This window comes from Streptomyces sp. NBC_01296, from assembly GCF_035984415.1.
GTDB lineage: Bacteria > Actinomycetota > Actinomycetes > Streptomycetales > Streptomycetaceae > Streptomyces.
This window is the reverse complement of the sequence record NZ_CP130720.1, coordinates 2,117,389-2,139,993: the sequence shown is the minus strand read 5'-3', so window position 1 is coordinate 2,139,993 and position 22,605 is coordinate 2,117,389. Positions and strand designations below refer to the sequence as shown.

The 22,605-nt window shown below is 71.7% G+C and carries 15 protein-coding genes and 1 pseudogene; 10 read left to right on the top strand and 6 right to left on the bottom strand.

Going from position 1 to position 22,605, the window contains the following annotated elements:
- Nucleotides 1-177 precede the first annotated feature (177 nt).
- The 10 genes from OG299_RS09950 to OG299_RS09905 all read left to right on the top strand — a co-directional run bounded on the left by OG299_RS09950 (nucleotide 178) and on the right by OG299_RS09905 (nucleotide 16,467).
- On the top strand, nucleotides 178-1,230 hold the full coding sequence (locus OG299_RS09950) for a phosphatidylinositol-specific phospholipase C domain-containing protein (protein ID WP_266634444.1): 1,053 nt from the start codon (nucleotides 178-180) through the stop codon (nucleotides 1,228-1,230).
- Nucleotides 1,231-1,276: 46 nt separating this feature from the next.
- The gene (gene tsaD, locus OG299_RS09945; protein ID WP_327361270.1) at nucleotides 1,277-2,341 is read left to right on the top strand and encodes a tRNA (adenosine(37)-N6)-threonylcarbamoyltransferase complex transferase subunit TsaD; all 1,065 of its coding nucleotides are present in this window, start codon (nucleotides 1,277-1,279) and stop codon (nucleotides 2,339-2,341) included.
- Nucleotides 2,342-2,555: 214 nt separating this feature from the next.
- Nucleotides 2,556-3,224 (top strand): O-methyltransferase, encoded by a 669-nt coding sequence (locus OG299_RS09940; RefSeq protein ID WP_266634448.1) that lies wholly within the window; start codon nucleotides 2,556-2,558, stop codon nucleotides 3,222-3,224.
- A 94-nt stretch (nucleotides 3,225-3,318) separates the two neighbouring features.
- Entirely contained in the window at nucleotides 3,319-4,098 is a 780-nt protein-coding gene (locus OG299_RS09935) for a tyrosine-protein phosphatase (RefSeq protein ID WP_442817500.1), read from the top strand.
- Nucleotides 4,099-4,238: 140 nt separating this feature from the next.
- Nucleotides 4,239-5,075, top strand: coding sequence for a S1 family peptidase (locus OG299_RS09930; RefSeq protein WP_266634451.1), 837 nt, complete (start codon nucleotides 4,239-4,241; stop codon nucleotides 5,073-5,075).
- Nucleotides 5,076-5,180: 105 nt separating this feature from the next.
- Nucleotides 5,181-5,771, top strand: a complete 591-nt coding sequence (locus OG299_RS09925) for a DUF421 domain-containing protein (protein ID WP_327361269.1) — start codon at nucleotides 5,181-5,183, stop codon at nucleotides 5,769-5,771.
- A 330-nt stretch (nucleotides 5,772-6,101) separates the two neighbouring features.
- Nucleotides 6,102-8,456 carry a hypothetical protein gene (locus OG299_RS09920; RefSeq protein WP_327361268.1) on the top strand — a complete coding sequence of 785 codons (2,355 nt, stop codon included), beginning with the start codon at nucleotides 6,102-6,104 and terminating at the stop codon, nucleotides 8,454-8,456.
- Nucleotides 8,453-10,333, top strand: a complete 1,881-nt coding sequence (locus OG299_RS09915; RefSeq protein WP_327361267.1) for an SNF2-related protein — start codon at nucleotides 8,453-8,455, stop codon at nucleotides 10,331-10,333. The genes OG299_RS09920 and OG299_RS09915 overlap by 4 nt, the downstream gene beginning before the upstream one ends.
- Nucleotides 10,334-10,466: 133 nt before the next feature.
- Nucleotides 10,467-11,768, top strand: a complete 1,302-nt coding sequence (locus tag OG299_RS09910) for an NAD(P)/FAD-dependent oxidoreductase (RefSeq protein WP_327361266.1) — start codon at nucleotides 10,467-10,469, stop codon at nucleotides 11,766-11,768.
- Nucleotides 11,769-11,811: 43 nt separating this feature from the next.
- Nucleotides 11,812-16,467, top strand: a complete 4,656-nt coding sequence (locus tag OG299_RS09905) for a HEAT repeat domain-containing protein (RefSeq protein WP_327361265.1) — start codon at nucleotides 11,812-11,814, stop codon at nucleotides 16,465-16,467.
- Nucleotides 16,468-16,487: 20 nt separating this feature from the next.
- On the opposite strand, the gene OG299_RS09900 is transcribed toward OG299_RS09905, so the two are convergent.
- From OG299_RS09900 to OG299_RS09875, 6 genes and pseudogenes are all read right to left on the bottom strand, one after another.
- Complete coding sequence (locus OG299_RS09900; RefSeq protein WP_327361264.1) at nucleotides 16,488-18,866, bottom strand: ATP-binding protein; 2,379 nt, start codon at nucleotides 18,864-18,866, stop codon at nucleotides 16,488-16,490.
- A 4-nt stretch (nucleotides 18,867-18,870) separates the two neighbouring features.
- Nucleotides 18,871-18,984 (bottom strand): annotated as a pseudogene (locus OG299_RS09895) (FCD domain-containing protein); the annotation flags it as partial.
- A gap of 171 nt (nucleotides 18,985-19,155) precedes the next feature.
- Nucleotides 19,156-19,869 (bottom strand): hypothetical protein, encoded by a 714-nt coding sequence (locus tag OG299_RS09890; RefSeq protein ID WP_327361263.1) that lies wholly within the window; start codon nucleotides 19,867-19,869, stop codon nucleotides 19,156-19,158.
- Between the two features lie 313 nt (nucleotides 19,870-20,182).
- The gene (locus OG299_RS09885) at nucleotides 20,183-20,554 is read right to left on the bottom strand and encodes a CU044_2847 family protein (protein ID WP_327361262.1); all 372 of its coding nucleotides are present in this window, start codon (nucleotides 20,552-20,554) and stop codon (nucleotides 20,183-20,185) included.
- A 291-nt stretch (nucleotides 20,555-20,845) separates the two neighbouring features.
- Nucleotides 20,846-21,448, bottom strand: coding sequence for a hypothetical protein (locus tag OG299_RS09880; protein WP_327361261.1), 603 nt, complete (start codon nucleotides 21,446-21,448; stop codon nucleotides 20,846-20,848).
- Between the two features lie 179 nt (nucleotides 21,449-21,627).
- Complete coding sequence (locus OG299_RS09875; protein ID WP_327361260.1) at nucleotides 21,628-22,158, bottom strand: SMI1/KNR4 family protein; 531 nt, start codon at nucleotides 22,156-22,158, stop codon at nucleotides 21,628-21,630.
- Between the last annotated feature and the right edge of the window lie 447 nt (nucleotides 22,159-22,605).

The following is a 22,605-nucleotide window of genomic DNA, read 5'->3' as shown; positions in this document are numbered from 1 at the left end:
CCTGATCGGCCCCCTGTTCGACGGACGGCGTGACGAGGGCAGTTCCGGATCCGGAACGTGTCCGTTCTCACAGCCGGTCACCCGTCATCCGCCGTCCTTCCGGATGTCACCCAACTCGCCTACTCTCCCGGCGGGTTGAGACGTGGCGCACCGACTGGACGGACAGGAGCCGAAAGCATGGGATTGCGGAACCGGATGGCGGGCGCGGTGACGGCGGGCCTGGCGGCCCTGGCCCTCGTGCTGGGCACGGCCCCGGCGGGGGCGGCCGCGAGGGGGGCGGGAGCCGACCTCCCGTACGCGGGGTCGACCGGCGTCGGCGTGCACAACGCGTACGAGAAGGCCAAGTACCCGTACTTCGCGGACGCCCTCGACTCGGGCGCCGCAATGCTGGAACTCGACGTGTGGACCAATTTCTTCGGCAGCTCCTGGCGGGTCGCCCACGACAACCCCTTCGGCAACGACAACAACTGCGAGAACGCCACGAGCCCCGCCCAGCTGCGCACCAAGTCCCGCAACCAGAACCTCGCAGGCTGCCTCGCCGACATCCGCAGCTGGCACGACGCCCACCCCGGCCACCGCCCGGTCGTCCTCAAGCTGGAGCTCAAGGACGGCTTCGCCGCCAACCTCGGGCGCGGCCCGGCCGAGCTCGACGCGCTGCTGGCCTCGAAGCTCGGCGACGCCGTCTACCGCCCCGGCCAACTCGCTGCCGGCCACCCCGACCTGGACTCCGCCGCCCGGGCCGGCGCCTGGCCGAGCCGCTCCGCGATGGCCGGGAAGTTCCTGGTGGAGCTGATCCCCGGCACGCTGGAGGAGGGCAACGCCGGCGACACCCTGTGGACCGACCGGGAGTACGCCCAGCACCTGCGCTCCCTCGCCGCCGCGGGCCGGCTCGGCGAGGCCGCCGCCTTCCCCGCCGTGCACCGGGCCGAGGCCGGCGACCCGCGCACCCGGTACGCGGACGCGACGCTCCGCCCGTGGTTCGTGGTCTTCGACGGGGACGCGAGCGCGTACGCGGGCGGCTCCATCGACACCGCCTGGTACGACCGCAACCACTACCTGCTGATCGCCACCGACGCCCAGGGCGTGGCGCCCGCCATCGACGGGGTGCACCCCACCGAGGCCCAGGCCCGGGACCGGGTCGGCCTGATGGCCGCGCACCACGCGTCCATCGCCTCGGCGGACTGGTACCCGCTGCCGTCGGTGCTGGCGATGGTGGTCCCGCGCGGCTAGTACCCTTATTGCGAACTATTCGCAATAAGGGTCGGGTGCAGGTGTGATGGCGGGTTCTCCGGTGGTGCTCGGCATCGAGTCCTCCTGCGACGAGACGGGCGCGGGCATCGTGCAGGGCGGCCGGCTCCTCGCGCACGTCGTCGCGTCGAGCATGGACGAGCACGCCCGCTTCGGCGGGGTCGTCCCCGAGATCGCGGCCCGCGCCCACCTGCACGCCTTCAACCCGGTGGTCCGCCAGGCCCTCGACCGGGCCGGGCTGCGCGCGGACCAGCTCGACGCGGTGGCCGTCACCACCGGCCCCGGCCTCTCCGGCGCGCTCCAGGTCGGACTGGCCGGGGCCAAGACCCTGGCGTACGCGCTGGGCGTACCGCTGTACGGGGTGCACCACCTGGCCGGGCACGTCGCCGCCGACACCCTGGAGCACGGGCCGCTGCCCGAGCCCTGCGTGGTGCTGGTCGTCTCCGGCGGGCACACCTCGCTGCTGCTCGTACGGGACCTCGTACGGGAGCCGATCCTGCACCTCGGGGACACCCTGGACGACGCGGCCGGGGAATGCTTCGACAAGGTGGCCCGGGTGTTCGGCCTGCCGTACCCGGGCGGGCCGGCCATCGACCGGGCGGCGCGGGGCGGGAACCCGAAGGCGGTGACGTTCCCCCGCCCGCTGACCGGCGGGCCGCGCGGGGAGGACCCGTACGCGTACTCCTTCTCCTTCTCCGGGCTGAAGACGGCCGCCGCCCGCTGGGCCGAGGGCCACCGGCAGCGCGGGGAGCAGCCGCCGGTCGCCGACGGCGCGGCCTCGCTGCAGGAGGCGGTGGCCGACGTGCTGACCCGCAAGGCGGTCGCGGCCTGCAGGGCGTACGACGTGCGGACGCTGGTGGTGGTCGGCGGAGTGGCGGCCAACTCGCGGGTCCGGGCGCTGGCGGAACGGCGCTGCGCCTCGGCGGGCATCGAACTGCGGGTGCCGCCGATGACGTTGTGCACGGACAACGGGGCGATGATCGCGGCGATCGGCGACCTGCTGGTCCGCGCGGGCGCGGAGCCGGCGCCGTACGACCTCACGATCGACCCGTCGGCTCCGCTGGAGTACGCGGCACTCCACCCGGCGGGCTGACGGTCAGCCGAGCAGGCGGGGCCGGTCGAAGACCGAGTCGTCGATGACGGCGTCCATCCGCGGCAGGGGATCGACCTCGTCACCGGCCGCGCCGGAACGCAGGCGGATCCGTGCCGTTGCCGTTGCGGGGGTGGTGTCGTTGGGCAGCGGGGTGATCCGGCGGCGCGGGGTCTCCCGACGGCATGGCGGACTCGCGGAGGAGTGTACGGACGATATGGGCAGGACTGCCGACGATGTGAAGACGGTGCACCTCACCGCCGAGGTGTACGGGTACCTGGTGGCGCAGGCCGAGCCCCCGAGCCCGGTCCAGGAGCGGCTCATCGCGCGCACGCGCGAGCTCGGCCGCGCTGCGCAGATGCAGGTCCCGCACGAGCAGGGCGTCTTCCTCACCTTGCTGGGAAGGATCGTCGGGGCGCGCCGGATCGTGGAGGTCGGCACCTTCACCGGCTACTCCACGCTGGCCCTGGCCGAGGGCCTGGCGGCCGGCGGACGGGTCCTGACCTGCGACGTCTCCGAGGAGTGGACATCGATCGCCCGGGAGGCCTGGAAGGCGGCCGGAGTGGACGAGCGGATCGACCTCGAGATCGCCCCGGCCCTGGAGACGCTCCGCGCACTCCCGCAGGACCCGGTGATCGACCTGGCCTTCCTCGACGCCGACAAGTCCGGCTACCGCGCCTACTGGGACGAGCTCGTGCCGCGCCTGCGCCCCGGCGGGCTGATCCTCGCCGACAACGTCCTGTACGGGGGAGGGGCGGTGCACGCGGACGCGCAGGGGAACGCCCTGGCCATCCGGGAGTTCAACGCGCACGTGCGCGCCGACGAGCGGGTCGAGTCGGTGATGCTCCCGATCGCGGACGGCCTCACGCTCGCGCGCAAGCGCTGAGGGCCGAGGGGGTCCTCGGGGCTCCCGGGGCTCCCGGGGCTCCCGGGGCTCCTGGGGCATCCTGGGGTGACAACCGCACCCCGAGGAGCCACAGTTGACCGACCTGTCCATCGACCCGCCCGCGGACACGCACCGCCGCCACATCGCGTTCGAGCGTCTGCACAACTTCCGTGACCTGGGCGGCTACCGCTCCGCCGACGGCCGTACGGTCGCCTGGGGCACGCTCTACCGGTCCGACTCCCTCGGCAAGCTGGCGGGCGCCGACTGGGAGCGCTTCCTCGGGCTGGGCATACGGACCGTCATCGACCTGCGCTACCCCTGGGAGATCGAGGCCAAGGGCCGGATCCCGGAGGCCGGGCGGTTCACGTACGCCAACCTGAGCATCGAGCACCGCCCGTACGACCAGGCCGCGATCGACCCCGACGTCGACCCCTGGCGCTACCTTGCCGACCGGTTCGCCGAGGTGACCGAGGACGGCGCCCGGGAGATCCGCGGGGCCATCGAGCTCATCACCGCCGACCCCGGCCCGACGGTCTTCCACTGCACCTCCGGAAAGGACCGGACCGGCCTGATCGCCGCATTCGTCCTGATCCTCCTCGAGGTGTCCGAGGAGGAGATCCTGGCCGATTTCGCGCTCACCGAGCTGGCCACCGCCCGCCTCACGGTCGACTGGCACGCGGCCAACCCGGGCCGCACCATGCGCTGGCCCGCGTACGGCCGCGCCCCGGCGACGATCCTCTCGCTCGTCCTCGCCGACCTGACCACGCGCTATGGCTCGGCCGGCCGGCTATCTCGCCACGCGCGTCGGGATCACGCCCGCGACGACGGCCCGGCTGCGCGAGCGCCTGCTGCGCTGATCATGGCCGGAACCTGACACCGGAGTGGCATCGGCCAACTGGGCGTACGGGGTTGTCAGTTGAGGCGGACATCTCAACAATGCGCATGACAACCGGAGGATCTTCGGTTGCTTCGTTCTTCGCGCATCGTGCTTCGTCATCAGAGGGGAACCCCCACATGAACAAGCCTCTCGCCGGCGCCCTGCTCTCGCTGCTCCTGATAGGAGCGGCGGCAGCTCCGGCCGTCGCCTCCGAACCCCAGGACAAGGCCGCGGCGGCCGTCACCGTGAACTACGCGGGGACGGTCGCGCTCAGCAACTGCTCCGGCTCCGTCGTCCGCGCCCCCGGCTCCCTGCCGACCGACCCTGCGCTCGTCCTCTCCAACGGACACTGCATCGAGTCCGGCTTCCCGGGGCCGGGCGAGGTCGTCAAGGACCAGCCGTCCAGCCGCTCGTTCTCACTGCTCAATGCGTCGGGCTCGCGCGTGGCGACGCTGCGGGCCAGCAAGATCGCGTACGCGACGATGACCGACACCGACATCTCGGTCTACCAGCTCACCAAGACGTATGCGCAGATCCAGAGCCAGTACGGCATCGGCGCGCTCACCCTGAACGACGCCCGCCCGGTGCAGGGCACGGCGATCAAGGTCGTGTCCGGGTACTGGAAGCGGATCTACAGCTGCAACGTGGACGGGTTCGCGTACCGCCTCAAGGAGGGCGAGTGGACCTGGAAGGACTCCGTCCGCTACACCTCGTCCTGCAACACCATCGGCGGCACCTCGGGCTCCCCGGTGATCGACACGACGACGGGCAAGGTCGTCGCGGTCAACAACACGGGCAATGAGGACGGGCAGCGCTGTACGGAGAACAACCCGTGCGAGGTGGACGAGAACGGCAACGTCACCGTCCGCCAGGGCATCAACTACGCCCAGGAGACGTACCTCATCGTCCCCTGCATCGGCGCGGGCAACAAGATCGACCTGAACCGGGCGGGCTGCACCCTGCCGAAGCCGTAACGCGGTCGGCCGCCCGCTCCGCGGGGCGGGCGGCCACTCGCCCCACCGCGGTCGACGGCGGGTCGATCGCCGCGGTCAACGCCGGCATGTGCCAGCGTTGACCCGATGCAATCCGCCCACGGTGTCCTCACGCCCTTCCTGCAGAGCGACATCCAGTTCCTGGACAAGGCGCTCCGCACCATCGCGGTCTACGCGCTGATCCTCGTGCTGCTCCGGATCGTCGGCAAGCGCCAGCTGGCGCAGCTCAGCACCTTCGACCTGGTCGTCATGCTGCTGCTGGCCAACGTCGTGCAGAACGCCGTGATCGGCCCGGACGACTCGGTCATCGGAGCGGCCTTCGGGGCCGCCGTACTGCTCGCGGTGAACACCGTGGTGGTCCGGGCGGCGGCCCGCTACGAATGGCTGGGCCGCCTGCTGGAGGGTTCCCCCACCACCCTGGCCCGCGACGGCCACTGGCTCACCCCGGTGATCCGCCACAACGGCCTGCGCCGCGCCGACCTCGACGCGGCGGTCCGCCACCAGGGCGGCGACGACGTCACGGAGACCACGGAGGTCACCCTCGAACCGGGCGGCGCGCTGGTGGTCCAGCTGGCGGAACCGGAACAGTCGGCGGACAAGGCGGACATTGCCGCCCTGAGGGCCGACATCGCCGCGCTGCAACGCAAACTGGACGCCCTCGCGTCGGGTGCATCCTGACGCTATGTGGCCGGAAGGCCTCGCTCATTTCTTCTAACTTGCGGGTTCGGCACCCCAGTTGAGGCGCCATCCACTACCGTCTCCTGCGCAACCACCTCCGACGGGTGGTCGCTCCACATCATCGGGAGTCCATCCGCCCTCGCACGCCGCAGTAGGCGACGCGCCTGGCCGGCTCTGGTGACGGTCTGTGGAGGCGGCGCTTGCGTCGTCATGAAGTTGAGTCCCGCGCTCCTTCAACGCACCGACGACGCACCCGTCCTCCACCGTGCCCCGCATACGAGCGCGGGCATCGTGCTGGGACGGGTGTCGACCCTGAGGAGGTTGCCACCCGTGGCTGCCCGTAAGAGCACCTTCCAGTTCCTGAACCCCGCCCATAGGAACCTGATCTCCGACGCTGTCCCCCTCGACGGCGTCTTCCCCTTGCTGCCGCCGGTCTTCGAGCCCCTGCGCGGCGAGCCCGCCCTCTCCGACGGGGAGGCGCCCACCGAGCTCGGCAAGGCCGTCATGGAGTGGTACGGCAAGGCCAACGAATGTCCGCCCGAGGAGACGCCGGCCGAGTTGGTCCGGGCCATCGAAGCGGTGTCGGCCGGCGGCCGGGAGAACGTGGAAGCCGTCCGCCGGGCGACGTGGCGGCGCAACCACGCGGGGCGGTTGTCGGTGGCGCAACTCGTGGTCTGCGTCCCCATGGTGCGCCCGGCCACCGTCCAGCCGCGTATGGCAGCCACCGCTCAGCGGATCATGCGAGGTCACGGGCAGTCGCTGATCCACGAGGTCGGATCCGGCCTGCGTATCGAGGCCCGCTCCGCCGAGCACCTGATCAACATCAGCAAGGCGCAGCAGAAGGTCCGCGACCCGGCCGCGTACGTGGGTGAGGCCGAGAAGGAGTTCGCCGACTCGCTCGCCCTGGAAGGGATCCGCGAGGAGATCCGCGGGTTCGTGTACGACATCTACGTGTCGGACGACGAGCGTGGGTACCTCGTCGAGACGGACGACGGCTGGACGCGCGTCAACGTCGCCCAGTCGTTCATGGCGCAGCTGATGGGCACGCATGTGGACCTGTCCACGATGCACTGGGAGTACCCGGCCGGCTCCCTGACCGTCCGCGCGCACACCCCGGACAGCATCGAGGCGGCCCATCGGGCACTGCGCTTCGAGGAGGCCTCCTTCGCCGTCTGGCCGACGGGCCGGACCAAGTCCGCGGTGAAGGCCTGGCTCGACGGCGCCACGCCCGAGGCGGAGGCCACGCTGCGCATGATGACGGCCCGGATGGACATCGGCATCGCCGTCCGTCCGTACCGCAGGAACAGCGATCACGACGTGATCTACGCCGACATGGCCCGCTTCCACGTCAAGGGGCAGAACCCGACCCTTTGGGGGAAGGCGGACGACGAGGCCTTCAAGGCCCGCACGGTCGTCAACGACCTCGTCCATGACCGATTCCTGACCAAGGAGCAGCGCGACGTCTTCTTCGGCGACACGGAGGTGCCGTGGGAGGACGATCCGACGCGCACCCCCTATCGCAACCGCATCGTGGCAACCACGCACGTCATGGTCGCGACCGTGGTCGACGATCCGGTGGTAGACCTCCGGTACCGCTTGGTGCGCGACACGCTCAAACGGCTGCGCGTGCCCAACTCGCCCCTCCAGGCCGCAACCACCACCGCTTCCCTCGCCGGTCTGGTCGCAGGCTTGGACGGGGACGGCGAAATGGGCCAGTTCACCGCCGTGATCGCCCGCTCCTTCCGCAAGCCGGAACTGCGCGACATCGCCCAGCACGTCGGCAATTGGACCGAGTTGATCGACCGGGACGTCGAAGAGATCGTTGAAGGCGCCCGTAGGGAGCTGGCGGCAGCCGTACATCCTCAGCGGGCAGACCTCGGCCGCCACCAGCGGGCCCTGGCCGTCCTCGCTCTCGTCGCGCACGCAGCCAACCCTGCCCTGCGCGACTACCAACGGCAGGACGGTGGCACACGCTTCGACGGCGCCCCGCGCCTGGTCCGGCACCCGTCTTCGATGACCCTGACCGGCCGTGGTGGCCGTGGCGGGGTGATGAAGGTCGAAGCGGACGTCGTGGTCATGAACGCGGCCCGCTCACCCGAGGGCATCGACCAGCTCGAGGCGATCGTCCGCGCGGCCATCGTCGAGGAACCCGTGGTCCCGGTCGACCCGGCGACCGGCGAAGACCTGCTGGAGGAGTGGCTGAGGCGGGCTTGGGCCAAGGCCCCCGGCATCGACGGCAGGCCCGGCACGGGCACGGACGGCCTCGCGGGATCCCAGGTGCCCGCCCGCGACTTCCGGGCCGACGGCAGCGACCACCGGGACGGGCAGGGTCTCCGCACCGCCGTCGCCGTCCCGTTGTGGCCGGACAGCCCAGGAGAGGAAGACGAGCGGTCCGATGCCGATCCGCTGTCCGATCCCGGCACCTGGGGGAAGGAGATCAACGCCCTGGCCGACGGCATCGACGGATTGGCCGACCGGGCGAGAGTGCTCGCCGAGACCCGGGTGGCACCTGTCCGGGCCGGTGTCGACGAGAAGGACTACGATCCTGACGGCCTGCCCTTCATGATCGACGAGCAAGGTATCGATCCCGACGTGGAAAACGGTACCGACAAGTCCCTCGAGACCTTGCGCGGCTTCCTCCGCCAGGGCGTGATGGCCTACCTCAAGCAGCAGGCCCGCCGATGACCACGACGGAGGCGGAGGCCGAAGCAGCGGCCGCGGCCGGGGACGGGCGCGTCGTCGGCACGGTGGGGGTGGACGAGGCCGGCCGGCCCGTGGTTCGGCGGCCCGAGCGCGTGACCGACCGCTGGTGGCAGGACGTGGCCGCCCTCCTCGGCCCGACCGTGCACGGCACGCCCGCCACTGCCGTGACCGCCGCCTCGGTCGTCGTCCGCCGCGACCGGGCCCGGGCCCTGCCCCGGCTGCTCGCCCGCCATCCCGCGGCGGCAGCCCGCTGGACCTGGACCCCGGCCGCCGAACGGCTGCGCGCCGGCGGAGCCGCCGCCGCGGACGGACTGGCCGCGCTGCTCGCCGCCGACGCGGCCGAACAGTCCGCGTGGCCGGCCGACATCGACCTCCCGGCCCTGGGCTTCGTACGGACGCTGCCCCCCTTCCAGCGCACGGCCGCGGCCCGCCTGCTCCGTGCCGGCGGCGGCGCGAACTTCTCCGTGCCGGGATCCGGGAAGACCACCGTGGCGTACGCCGTGTTCAGCGCGCTGCGGGCCCGGGGGGCCGCGCACGCCCTGCTCGTCGTCGCACCGCCCTCCGCGTTCGAGGCATGGGTGGAGGAGGCCCGCGCCTGTTTCGCACCGGACCGGGCGCCCACCGTCGCCGTACGGCCCCGGGTCATGGCGCGCACCGACACGGTCGTCGTCCTCAACTACGAGCGCCTCGGCGACCCGGCGGTGCGCGCCGCGCTCGCCGGCTGGTCCCGCGGGCGCAAGGTCCTCACCGTGTTCGACGAGGCCCACCGCGCCAAGGCCGGCGCCGCCTCCCGGCGCGGCGCGGACGCGGCGGAACTCGCGCGCCGCGCCGACGCCGTGATGGTCCTGACCGGTACCCCGATGCCCAACCGGCCCCGCGACCTGGAGGCCGTGTTCGACCTGGTGTGGCCGGGGCAGGGCCACCGGCTCGTCCACGGCGACCTCGCCCACCTCCGGGACCGGGCCTACGTACGGGCCACCAAGGACGACCTCGAACTCCCGCCCCTGCACCTGCGGGTGGAACGCATCGCCCTCGATACCTCCCACCGCGCCCTGTACGACGCCATGACCAGCCGCGTACGGCAGTGGGCGCAGGACGCCATCGGGGCCGCCGCGGCCGAGGGATCCGCCTCGGGTGCGGTGGCGGCCCAGGCGGGGCGCGCCCTGCTGCACCTGATCGCGGCCGCGGCCAATCCGGCCGCGGTCTTCGCCCCGGGGCAGCCGTGGTCGCTGCCGCTGGACGGGCCCGGCCACGCGGACCTGGCCTCGCTGGTGGCCGAACCGACCCGGCACATCCGCCCGGCCAAGGTGGTCCGCGCCGCTCAACTCGTGGCGGAGCACCGCGCCCAGGGCCGCAAGACCGTCGTCTGGTCGGGCTTCCTCGGCAACATCGAGGCGCTGGTCACGGCGTTGGCCCGACACCGTCCGGCCGTCGTCACGGGCGCCACCCCGCTCGACGACCGCAAGGCCGAGCTCGACCGCTTCCGTCACGACGACGACTGCTGGGCCCTGGTCGCCACCCCGCAGACGCTGGGCGAGGGGGTCTCGCTGCACCTGGCGGCCGGCGACCAGGTGCACCTCGACCGCGGGTACGCCGCCGGCACCTGGCTGCAGGCCCTCGACCGCACGCACCGCCTCGGCCTGCCCCCCGACGCCCGCCCCAGCTGCACGGTGCTGCTGGCCGCCGAGACGGTCGACGAGCGGGTCAACCAGGTCCTCAACCACAAGGTCGCCGCCCTGGCGGCCGCCCTCCGCGACCCCGCGCTCCGCCCGGTGGCGGACCCCTCCCTCACCGACGGCGACACGGACGCCCTGCTGGGCGACACCGACGCCCTCCGCGAACTGCTCCGCCCCTGGTGACGGAGCCGGTCGCGCGCTTCCGGAAGATGACGTACAGATCCACGGCCTCTTTATAATTCGCCATGTACCTGACAGCAGTGGCACTGCACCACTCCGACGGACGGCACCACACCTCGAAGGGGGCGATCAGCGCATGACCGAGCCTGAGAGCGCGGGACACGACTACGACGTCGTCATCAGCGGAGCCGGCCTCGCCGGCAGCGCCGCGGCGATCCTGCTGGCGCGACGCGGTGTCCGCGTCGCCTTGCTGGAACGCCGCTCGGACCCCGAGGCGTACAAGGTGCTGTGCACGCACTCCCTCACGGCCAACGCCTACCCGGTGCTGGACGAACTCGGCCTCGTCCCCGCTCTGGAGAAGGCGGGAGCCGTCCGCAACGAGGCCCGCTGGTACACCCGTTGGGGATGGATCGAGCCGAAGGCCGCACCGGCGGGCCCCGAGCTGCCGTACGGGTACAACGTTCGGCGCAGCACCCTCGACCCGTTGATCAGGTCCCGTGCGGCCCAAACCCCTGGCGTCGACCTGCTCCCCGGCCACCATGTGACCGGGCTGGTCCGGGAAGCCGGGCGAACGGTGGGGGTGCGCGCGTCGACCCCGGAGGGCGAGCGTGAGATCCGGGCCCGCCTGGTGGTCGGCGCCGATGGCAAGGACTCGGCCGTGGCGAAGTTCGCCGCGGTGCCTGCCCGGAGTTACGAGAACGCGCGGTTCGGCTACCTCGCGCACTTCCGCAACCTTCCGCTGCACGGCGGGATCGGCCAGACCTGGTTCCTCGAGCCCGACATGGCGTACGCGTTTCCGAACGACGGCGGGGTCACGGTCCTCGCGGTGCTGCCGGACAAGAAGCGGTTGCCGGCCTTCCGGGAAGACCTGGAGGGCAGCTTCCTGGAGTTCGTCCGCGCCCTGCCCGAGGCGCCGCCCATCGACTCCGCCGAGCGCATCACGAAGATCATCGGTACGGTCAACTACCCGCTCCACAGCCGCAAGCCGACCGCTCCGGGCCTCGCGCTCATCGGCGACGCCGCCCTGACGAGCGATCCCCTGTGGGGGGTGGGTTGCGGGTGGGCCCTGCAGTCCGCGCAATGGCTGACGCAGGCGGTCGCCCCGGCCGCATCCGGTCGGGGCGACCTCGACAGGTCACTCGCCCTCTACGCACGCACACACGGGCGCCGACTGAAGGGCCACCAGTCCCTGGCCGTCGACTATGCCAAGGCCCGTCCGTTCAATCCCATCGAGCGGCTGGTGTTCTCGGCGGCGGCGCGCGATGAGTCGATGGCGCGGCACATGTACCTGTTCGCATCCCGCCTGATCGGTCCGCTGCGCTTCCTGAACCCCCTGGCAGTGGCCAAGGCTTCGGCCGTCAACATCAAGCACCGCCGCGCGGCCGCGTCGGGGGAGGCGAAGCCGGAGCATCCACGGGGTGCGCGACGCACCGGGTGAATCCCGCTGGTGGGGCGGGGAACGTCCCCGTTAGCATCCGACGATGATCACATCGGCGGACAAGTCCTTCCACGATGCGGTGCGCCGAGCCGATGCCGGCTGGCTGGCCGGCCGTCTTGACGCGCAGCTCTGCCCGCCGGCCGTCTTCGGCATCCTCATCCGGCACGACGATCCCCGCCTGCGGTACCTGGGGTTGGTCCTTCTGGCCGAGCGCGTCACGTCGGGCCGGACGGGCGACGGGCTCGAGACGGCCGAGCTCGCGGGGCTGCTGCCGGCAGTGGTGGAGGGACCGCCGGAGGCGGCGCTCGTCCTGGCGCGGCTCTACGAGCGACTGGGGCCGTATCGCCAGGGGCTCCGCCGGCCGTCATGGCGTACGGCCGAGCTGCCGGCGCGGGTGCAGATCGCCTGGCTGCGCGCCGAGCTTCTGAACGAACCGACGGTGCTCCGGAAGGAGCCTCGGGGCGAACTGCTGTACCAGGCCGTGCGGGAACTGACCGTCACCTGCGCACACCGGCCCGGGCAACTCGTGAACGAGCTGGTGGACAGCGCCGATCCGGTGTTGCAGGCCGCGGCGCTGCGGTTGGCCCGACAGGGGCTGCACGCCGGTCTGCTGGCTCCCGCACGGGTGCGCGAGTACGCGATCAGCCTGCTCGGTGTCGACAGCGCAGCCGTCGTCGCCGCCGTACTGGCCGAACTCGCCGAGCCGTGGGCGGCGTTGGATCCCCTGGCGCCGGGACGCCTGTCTCCCTTTCTCGCTGCCCACTCGGTGATCGCACGGCCCGAGGTGGCCGATGCCGCAATCGTGGCTGCCGCCCATCACGGGCACCTCGGTCTGCTCCGGCAGGTCGTCGACGATCCGGATCTGCCGCCGGACCTTCGTCGGCGCGGGATGGAACTGCTCGGTGACCTGGCGGACCGCGGTGACATCGGCGCATTGACGGCCATCGCCGCACGGGATCCTTTGCTGTTCGGCGGGCCGGCGGTGGCATGCCTGCGCGGGCTCCACCGGCGCGGGCACTTCCCGGACGGCGCCCACGTCCCCTCCATCATCGGCCTGGCGCTGGCCGATCACTCGATCCCGCCCCACGACGTCGCCACGATCCTGTTCACCAGCCGACACGTGATGCTCCGCGTACTGCTTGATGCGGACGCCGACGATCCGAGCTGGCCGCGGCGGCTCGCGCTGCTGGTCGCCCTGGCCGGACAGGGAGCGGGGGAGCTGCCGATCGGGGACGCGGTCACACGGGTTCTTCCCTCGGCTCCCGTGCCAGGTCCGTTCCTCGACGCGATCCGTGCCCTGCGCCATGCGGATGCCGAAGACGCCGTGATCGCTCTCCTGCCGTCCGCTCCCGCAGCGGCCCTGGAGGCTCTGGAGGCCATCGGCGGGCACCGGACCACGACCGCGTTGGGGGAAGGGCTCGGTCTCGCCACGGCGGAGAGCGTGGGTGTGGGCGTGATCGCGCCGCATCTCCGCGCGGTGCGCAGCCGCGCCCTCGAGGTGCTGTGGCATCTGACCCACGATCCGGCACAGCGACGCGCCGTCCTCGTCCGTCTCGATCCCGCCGATCTGCCGACTCGCATCGCGGCGGATCTCGGTGGCCCGGACGAGCAGGAACTGGCCCTCCTGAGCTCCCACCTGGACCCGGACGAGCCGGTGGCGGCACTGTGCAGACTGGCTGCACACGGCGGCGCCGGCACGCTGCCGGTCATCGCGGACCTGCTCCTGCGCATCGTGGCCGACCTGGCGGCGTCGGGGGAACCGGGCGCAGCCGCCCCGCGACTCGAAGACGGCCGGCCGGCCGGGGAGCCCGTGGTACCCCAGGAGATCCTGGATGCCCTGGACGGCCTGGGCCGTCGTCTTCACGCGCGGGGACGGATCAGGCCGTCCTGCCTGCTCGACGCGGCGACCGCACGAGAGGCCGGACACGCGCTCGTCGCGACCATGGGCCTGGATCTGCTGGACCGGCCCGGACTGTCGAGCGGCGAACAGGCGGTCCTGCTCGAACTCCTGCTCCGAGCCCCCTACGCGCGGACCTGTACGCGGACGTACCGCCTGCTGCGGCACCGCGACCGGCACGTGCGCAAGCACGTGATCGCGTTGCTCGCCCGCGACGCCACCGGGGACGATGCGCAGGCGTTGTCGGCGACCTTGATCACGCTGACCACCGCCCAGGACATCCAGACCGTCCGGCAGGCGCTGCTCGCACTCGGCCACGCACGGGCCCGCTGGGCCTCCACCGCGATCGCCGCATGTCTCGACCATCCGAACATGAACATCAAGAAGACCGCCGCCGAGGTCCTCGTCCGCGCGGGCACGCCCATGGCGGTACCGGCACTGCTCTTCTGGCTCGGGCGACACGACAATCCGGGCCTGCGCGGCTCGCTCGTCGCGGCGCTGCGCGCCATCCTCGGCGACGCGTACGCGGCGACCGTCCTCGCCGCCGCCGAACACGGCGAGGACGGCCGCGCCCGCGAACTGCTGCTGGCGGGCCTCGATCGGGCACTGCCCGCGCGCTCGGTCCTCGCACTGGACGACCAGGCATCGCGGGTCGTACCGACCCTGCTCGCCCTGGTGGCGGCCCGCCGGGTCGGCCTCGCTTGCGGGACGATCGAGGAGCTGTCCACGGCCATGGCCGAGCACGGGATCGCCGCGCCCGCGACGCCGGGGCCGGCGGCGGACATCGGAGCGGACCCGGACGTCAGGTCGCTGACGGCGGACGGCTGGAATCCGTCGGTGGCGCTCCGCGTGGCCGAAAGGCATGAGCACACGCGCCCCGCCCGGCTGGGGGCGCTGCGGCCCATGCTGCCGGACTGGCTCTGCCTGGCCGGCTCCGAACCCGCCGTCCGAGGTCGCGTACTGCGTTTCGTCCTCCGGCTCTGCCCCGCACCGTGGACGACCGGGGAACTGGCAGCCTTCGCCCGGTTCACCGGGGTCCTGCTCGACGGGCTCGACGGGCTCGACGAGGCTTCGGCCGCAGACCGGCACGATCTCATCGCGGTACTCGAAGCGGTCGCCCCGACGCTGCCGGCGGCTCTGAAGCAGGATGTCGCCGACGCGGTACGCGGGCTGCGCCCTGCATCCGGGGGCCGGTCCGTACTGGGGCTGCTCCGCGCCCTCGATGCGGTGCTGGTGCGGGCCGACCTCGAGCAGGCTCTTGCTTCGGCCCGGCTGGACGCCGACCCCTGTCAGGCCGAGACCGCCGTGCTGCGGGACGCGTTCGGCGCCCCGCAATCCCCTGCAGCCACCTCGCCGGCCAAGGCCAAGGCCAAGGCCAAGGCCAAGGATGAGGCGTGGCGAGCCGCGCTGGAGGCGGCAGTGCGCACACCGAGCGCCCTGGAGGAATTCCGCCGACCCTGCCGGCCGCACGACGATATCCCGGGCTCCCGGGACCGCCTGACCGCGCTGATGGATGTCTACGCCTCCGCCGGCCCCGCGATCCGCCCCGTCCTCGTCGACTGGATGACGGACGTCCAGCCGCTCGACGCACCACCCTGGACCCTCACCGAGACCACGTACGCGACGGCGCCGCGACCGCGGACGGTCCACGCCGACGACCTCGACCAGCCCCGGTCGACCGCACTGCGGGAGCGCCTGCTGGCCATGCTGCAGGCATCCGCTCCGGAGCGCCGGCACACTGCGGCCCTGGCGCTCTTGGAGTGGCCCGAGCCCGAGGCCAGGCTTCCCGTGCTCCGGGCGTTTCTGCGCGGCCGCATCGACGTACCCGTCGGTGCCGACCTGGCCCACCCGCTGAACGCCGTCGGCGAGACGGAACTCCGAGCGCATGACGTCCTGCACGACAGGGTCGCCCTCGCGGCGAGCCGGCTCGACCCGTGGGACCTGGAACCGCTGGTCCCGCTCCTGCTGGACTGGTGGGAGCACGATCCGCCGTCCGGCAGCTCCGCAGCCGCGCGGGCGCTGCTCCGGTTTCCCGCCGACGCGCTGGCGGAGCGCCTCGCCGGCCGGCTCGACGCCGGCGCCTGGGGGTTCCTCGACCTGCTCCGGGGGCGTCGCCTGCTGCGCACGCCTGCGCTGACGCAGACCTGTCGGCGGCTGCGTGCCGAAGGACGCGACGACCTCGCGGACGGGCTGCTCCTCGTCGAGGGCCCGCTGCGCCGCCCGGACTCCGCGGAGCAGGACGCCGCCGCCCTCGCAGCGCTCCGCGACCGCACCCCGCCCACCCCGCCGGGCGCCTCACCAGCCCAGTCCCGCCAGGAGCTGCTGAACCTGGCCCGCACCGGCGACCCGGTACTCATCCACCAGGCCCTCAGACAACTCACCGAACGGCACATCGGCCCGGCCGCGGACCAGGACTCCGGCCTGCGCGAGCTGATCGGCGAGCTGCTGAACCATCCCAGGCCCAAGGTCCGCCTGCACGCCCACCGCACCTCACGGGCCCTGCTGGACCGTCAGACCTACCTGCACCACACCTCGCTCTTGCTGTCCGACCCCCAGCCGGACCTGGTGCGCACGGCGATCCGAACCCTCTGCCACGCCGCCTGGACCCCCGCGGCCCCCGAGGTGACCGCACTGCTGGAGCACCCCCACCCCACCGTCCGCAGAGCCGCGACCGAGGGCCTCATCGCCCTGGGCAGGCCCGCCATCCCCGCCCTCAAGCACGCCGCCACCCACACCCGCCCCGACAAACGCCCCCTCTACGCGGAGGTCCTCGACCGGATCACGGCCGTCGAAGCCGAGTAGGGCGCGGCGGGGGCATGCGGTCAGCCGCGCTGCCCACGCGCGCCCGGCACCCCCAGTGCGGTCTGGAACTGTTCGAGCGCCTCGCCGATGAGGCCCGCCGCCAGATAGGCGAACCCCAGCCGCGAGCGAATGTCCACCTCCAGCCAGTCGTACGCGGGTTCGGTGAGCGGGGACAGCAACTGATGCTGGATCAGGGCCTGGTGATGGAAGGCCATGGCCGCGGCCGGGTCGCCCTCGCCCAGTTCTGCCGTGCCCAGCAGGGTCAGGCCGCGCGCGCAGAGGAAGACGTCCCCGGCCTCCTCGACCAGGTGGACCGCCTGGCGCAGCAGGCCCTTGGCCTCGGCGTAGCGGCCGAGGCGGAGGTGGATGTCGGCGGAGAAACTCAGGACCCTGCCGAGCATGCGCGGTCTGCGGCTCCGGTCGGCGTGGGTGCGGGCCTCGGCGAAGCTGGCCAGCGCCTCCTCGTTCCGTCCCTCCAACTGGTGGGCGAGGCCCTGGATGACGAATCCGATCGAGGCGATCCAGTCGTTGTGCGGCGCCCGCGACGCGGCCAGTCCCTCGGTGACACTGGCGATCGCCCGGTCGCCCTCGCCCACACTCACCTCGACGGACGCCAGCCCGATGAGGGCCCGGGTCTCTTCGGCCGGGTCGAGGTCGCGCCGGCTGAGGTGGAGCGCCTCGGTGAACAAGGTCCGCGACTGCCTGTACCGGCGTTGCCACACGCCCGTGTAGGCATGGCAGTTCCGCAGGGCGAGGGCCATCCTCGGGTCGGTGGCCCCGTCCACGTGCGCGAGTGCGATCTCGAGAGCGGTCTGGGACTCGTGGTAGCGGCCCTGCCGCGTGAAGTAGTCCACCAGCGCCTCGGCGATCCAGCACGCGAGGTCGACCTCGCCGAGGGCCACCGCGTGTCCGACGACGTCGACGAGCTCTCCGCCGGCCGCGTCCAGCCAGCTCTCCGCGTCCTTCCAGTGTGCGAACGGAGCTCCGGAGGGCTGGGGGCCGGTCGGGAAACCGGTGGCGAGGCCCCAGTCACTGGCGATCCGGGCGGCGTCCAGGTAGAGGCGCAGTGCGGCCGTACGTGCGCCGGCGGCCTCGTCGGGCAGGGCTTCCGCGAGGCGCCGCGCGTGCACGCGCACCAGATCGTGCAAGCGGTAGCGGCCCGGACGCGGCTGTTGCAGAAGGTTCGCGTCGACCAGGCTCTCGAGGATCCGCTCGGTGTCGTGGAGCGGCCGGCCGAGCATGGCCGCCGGTGCCAGCACGTCGAACTCGACCGTCGCTGCCTGGCCCAGGGCGCGGAATCCGAGCTGCTGGTCGGGTGCGAGCTGGTCGTACGACAGCCGGAAGGCCGCCTCGACGCTGCGGTCCCCGATGCTCAGTTCGCCGAGCCGGCGTTCGTCGCCCGCCATGCGGCCCACCAGGTACTCCACCGTCCAGGTGCGGCGGTTCTGCAGCCGCGACCCGGCGATGCGCAGCGCCAGCGGCAGCCCGTCGCACAGTCCGACCAGCTGACGCGTAGCCTCCGGCTCGCGGCTCGCGCGCTCCTCTCCGATCAGGTGCGTGAGCAGCTGCACCGCACCCCCGCCCCTCAGCGGCTCCAGCGTGACCCGCCCATCGGCGTCCAGTTCGGGCAGCCGTCGGCGGCCGGCCACCAGCACCCGGCTGCCCGCTCCTGCGGGCAGCAGCGGTCGCACCTGGTCCGCGTCCAGGACGTCGTCCAGCACGAGGAGCAGCCGTAGCGGGCTGGTCGCCGCGCGCCAGGCGGCTGTGAGTTCCTCGAGGTCGCTCGGCAACTCGCCCTTGGCCGCGCCCAGGGAGCGCAGCAGGCGCTGCAGTGCCTGCTCGGGGGTCTGGCGCCGCTGCGTGCTGTGCGCGCGCAGGTCCACGAACAGGCTGCCGTCCGGGTAACGGTCGCTGAGCTCACGGGCCGCGCGTACGACGAGCGCGGTCTTGCCGACACCGGCCGTACCGTCCACCGTCAGGATCGACACGGATCCGGGCGCGTAGGCCCCGGTCAGCTGGGCGAGCTCGGCCTCCCGGCCGACGAGGCGGCCGGCGTCGCCCGGCAGTTCATTGACGGTGCGGCGGGTCCAGGGCCGGGCGGGCTGTGCGGCGGAGCGGGTGGCGGCGGGACCGAGCAGGTGTGCGTCGTCGCGGCGCAGCACCGCTTCGTGCAGCCGGTGGAGTTCTTCCCCCGGATCGACGCCGAGCTCGTCACGCAGCCGTACGCGCATGTCCTGATAGGCGTTCAGGGCCTCCGCCTGGCGTTCACAGCCGTACAGGGCCCGCATCCGCAGCGCCAGCAGCGACTCGTCGTACCGGTCGGACGGGGACAGGACCGTGAGGTCGTCCAGGGCGTCGCCGAACCGGCCGAGCAGGACCAGGCACTCGAGCCGGTCCATCCGCTCGCTCCACGTCGTCACGGGCGCCGCGCATCGCCTCCAAGTGTTCCTCGACCACACCAAGTTGCTCATCGGAGATACGGGTGGCGGCCAGCGCGGTCGCGACCGGTTCCAGGAGGCCATCGACGCACTGCTCGGCACGGTGCCCGAGTACGTACCTGAGGGCCTTTTCCCCTCTCACAGCCGCATCTGAGATGGGTGTGGTTCGGATTGAGGGACCTGGTGACCAGGCGTTTCGCTTTACGGTAGTCCGGTACGGCGAAAATGCCCGACCAGAACACCAACATGCCTAACGCTCGGCGCACAGTGGCTGTACGGGGACACGCGCCGGAAGGCTCGCCCGCTCGTCATCGGTGAACTGCCGGTAGCCGATGATCTTGCACAGGTCGCGCTGCCACATCTGAGGGTCGAGCCGGAGGACGCCGCCTGCTCCGGACGGGTCAGCGTAGATCACCGTGCTGCCGTCCTTCGAGATGTCCATGAACGAGTACGAGCGGTTCGAAGTGCTGCCGGGCGGTTCGCCGAATTCGAAGGAGTCCTGCGGGGCACGCTCCCCAACGCGGTAGATCCGTACGGCGTTGTTGGCGGCGATCAGGAAGCGGCCGTCCCGGTCGATGAACTGCGTGACGGTCGGTGTGACCAGGTCCTCGGCGGTGCTGCGCAGCGGGCCGAGTTCCCTACGGAGCGGGTCACGCCGCCACAGCTCGACGATCGATCCGCGGCGCATCAACCCGAAGTAGCGACCGCTGCGGTCGAACTGCACGGCCAGGACGTCTTCGGTGGTCCTCACAGTCTCGTTGACAGCACCTGTGGTGATGTCAACGATGCGGACATCAGGATCACCCCAGGTGACCACGTCCACCTTGTTCGGGGCCGGATAGGGGCCTATCGAGATGCGTGGCCGGCCCTCGGGGGCATCTTTGGGCTGCAGGACCTTCGCGTCGAAGTGCGCGAGCTCCTGACCGGTGCGCGGATCCCACTGCTGCACCACGGTCCCTGACACCGTGAGCACGTTCCCGCCGCCGTCGAAGTAGTACTGGAAATCCCACTTCCCGGCGTCCCCCGTCGGTGCGGCAGGCCCCAGGATCGACGGCGTGACCGCGGCAGATCGACGTGGAGCCGGGCAGAGGCCATCGGCTCCTGGTCCTGTGGTGTGCCAAGGGCTGCGGACACCACGTGTGCACACGTCAGAGCCAGCTCCGGAGAGACCAGGAATCCCAGGCCCACCGCTTCTCCACGCATATCGCGGATCCGCAGCACTGCCGCATTCAGAGCCTTCGGCCCGATACCCTCCGCCGCCTGCGGCCCTAACGGGGTCACTGCGCCTGCTCCGCGCGGGCGCCGATCTGGTCGGACGGGGGACGGTGCCAGGTGAGCGAGATCTTGAAGTTGGCCTGGGCCGCCGTACTGGAGATGATCACATCAGCCTCAGCGGACAACGACAGCCCGAACTCGAGGTTGAGCTCGTCAGGTCCATGGACCATGCCACGGAAGCCATCCACGAAACTCTGCGCGACCGGCCGGATTCCGTTCACCATCTCCCCCAGCGACCGTGAGGCGCGTGCCATCACCTGCCCCGGCCGTGCCACCCTGACCAGGCCGTCCTCGCCGATCGGCGCGATCTCGACCCTCACCACGTCCTGTGGCCCGCCCGCCGCACCGATGGGCAACTCCACCTGATACGCCATGTCTCCCCCTCAGGAATCCCTGGCCCCTCCACCGGTGGTTCCCGCGCCACGGCTCCTTCCGAATCCGCTCGACGCGAACCAACCAGCCACCAGATGGGGCGAACGTACAACACCACGGTCGGTGACGAGTGCAGAACAGAGAAGGGTGTTGTGGTTCGGATTGAGGGACCTGGTGACCAGGCGTTTCGCTTTGCGTTGGTCCGCTAAGTCCTTGTGTGGTAGAGGGGTTGGGCCCGGCGCGTCGGCGCGTCGGTGCGCTCGCCGAGGGTTGGCCGATCGCCACTGGCGTGATCACGGTCCCTCAAACCGAACCACACCCATCTGAGATCCCGTACTGACGACAGTCGCCTGCATCCGGCAATGTTCTAGTCCTGCCGTCACCTCTGCCTGGTCCGGGCCGTCCTCGGTCGCCAGTAGTTCCCCGGCCGTAACCATGGCGACCCAGAACTCGGGAGGTGAGCCCCGCCCGTTCCGGAACCGCGTTTTCGCGAAGAACAGGAAGATCTTTGTGAGTTCCCCGCTACGGAACCACGCGAGAAGGCCGCCGGGGAAGCCCCCGCGGGCGCCGGCCGCGGTCCCCAACAGGTCGCGGATCCGTTCACCGTGAGCGTCCAGCACCCGGTCCACGACGAACACATGCCCAAAGGCTGGAACCGAGGCGACGAGGTCCTCCTCACCCACCACGAACTCCTTGAAGAGGGGCCGAACCTCGCGGATTCGGGCTTCGGCATTCGTCAGGGGCACTCCGAGGGCCAGACACACAGCCAACGCGGAGGCGCCCCAGTCGCCGGTGCGCGCGGCCAGTTCGGCGAAGACCTCCTCCTCGTCCCGTCCGGTGGCCGGCATTTCGCGGGCCTCCAGGACCAGCTCGTCCTCGCCCTCCCCATGCCTCATGACCAGAGGCTAGAGCGATGCTCGAATGCGGCAGGGCGGCGTGGGGGACTTGAGTGAACGTCCGCGATTCCCCTGGAGTGGGGACCGTGCCGAAGCGGCGAGTTCGGTGGTGATCACTCGCGTCCGATCGAGGATTTGTCCAGTGAACCCGGCCGGTCGTGCAGGTGACGGCGCTGGGTTCAGTGGCAGAGCTCCATGATGGTGTCGTCGAAGTCGGGGAACTCCTGGGCCGCCAGCTCGATCACGGCTGCCGCCGACCGGCGCTGGTGCGGTGCGAATCCTTCAGCGATGGCTGCCAACTCCGGATTGGGGCGCGCCTTCCAGTCGGGCTCGTACGAGGTTGCGGCTTCCCAGGGGCCGAAGCCGTCGGCCAGTAGCCATAGGAAGTCGCCCAGGTCGCGTGCTACGACACCGGTCTCGCCCTCGGAGCCGAGGAAGACGACGGGCTGCTCGGCCGACGGCCGGCCGGGGCGGATGAGCCAGAACGCTGCGTACCCGCCCGTGCCGTCCTGCCCGAACACGCGGAAGTCGCCGCCGTCCAGTTCGCTGTTCCCGGTCCACGCCTGGAACCAGTCGGTGGTCTCGGCAGCGGACAGGAAGGCCGGGAAGGGCTCGAAGTCGACCCCGTTCTTCCCGTCGGCGTAGTCGAATCGAACGGCCATCGCGGTGGCGAGCGCGGCGGGGAACTGTCGGTCATCGGTGGGCGTCACGGGGGCAGGCTAGCCAGGGGGTCGGGCATCGACGCCCTACGGGCAAGGTTGTTGGACGACTGCCGGTTTGCAGTCGTCGGGGGAGACAGGACAGACCTGGTCGAAGAGCTAATTTGATCAACGATGCTGATGTGCGGCCTATAGCCAGTCGCGCTTCTTGAAGATGACGTACAGGCTGACACAGACCACTGCCATCAGCACCTGGCGGGCCGCTCGGTGCGCCGTACGGCCCCCACTTGGCGCGTGGCCAGGAGCCTGCTCCGGAGCGGCTCGAAGAGGCACGCGAGCTGATCGAGAAGGAGGGCCCGCAGGTCGTCGAGCGCTACTTCCCGTAGCGCTCCCCCTCACCTTGCCGACAGCCCCAGCCCTGGGTCGGCCCCCGGGCCGGGGCCGGGACGCGTCAGCGGAGGTGCCAGAGCGCATACCCCGCGACCACCATCACCAGTC

What these genes read in the sequence shown, in the direction of transcription:
- OG299_RS09950 (WP_266634444.1), top strand. Translation starts at nt 178, where the DNA reads ATGGGATTGCGGAACCGGATGGCGGGCGCGGTGACGGCGGGCCTGGCG.
- tsaD (WP_327361270.1), top strand. Translation starts at nt 1,277, where the DNA reads ATGGCGGGTTCTCCGGTGGTGCTCGGCATCGAGTCCTCCTGCGACGAG.
- OG299_RS09940 (WP_266634448.1), top strand. Translation starts at nt 2,556, where the DNA reads ATGGGCAGGACTGCCGACGATGTGAAGACGGTGCACCTCACCGCCGAG.
- OG299_RS09930 (WP_266634451.1), top strand. Translation starts at nt 4,239, where the DNA reads ATGAACAAGCCTCTCGCCGGCGCCCTGCTCTCGCTGCTCCTGATAGGA.
- OG299_RS09925 (WP_327361269.1), top strand. Translation starts at nt 5,181, where the DNA reads ATGCAATCCGCCCACGGTGTCCTCACGCCCTTCCTGCAGAGCGACATC.
- OG299_RS09915 (WP_327361267.1), top strand. Translation starts at nt 8,453, where the DNA reads ATGACCACGACGGAGGCGGAGGCCGAAGCAGCGGCCGCGGCCGGGGAC.
- OG299_RS09910 (WP_327361266.1), top strand. Translation starts at nt 10,467, where the DNA reads ATGACCGAGCCTGAGAGCGCGGGACACGACTACGACGTCGTCATCAGC.
- OG299_RS09905 (WP_327361265.1), top strand. Translation starts at nt 11,812, where the DNA reads ATGATCACATCGGCGGACAAGTCCTTCCACGATGCGGTGCGCCGAGCC.
- OG299_RS09900 (WP_327361264.1), bottom strand. Translation starts at nt 18,866, where the DNA reads ATGGACCGGCTCGAGTGCCTGGTCCTGCTCGGCCGGTTCGGCGACGCC.
- OG299_RS09885 (WP_327361262.1), bottom strand. Translation starts at nt 20,554, where the DNA reads ATGGCGTATCAGGTGGAGTTGCCCATCGGTGCGGCGGGCGGGCCACAG.
- OG299_RS09880 (WP_327361261.1), bottom strand. Translation starts at nt 21,448, where the DNA reads ATGAGGCATGGGGAGGGCGAGGACGAGCTGGTCCTGGAGGCCCGCGAA.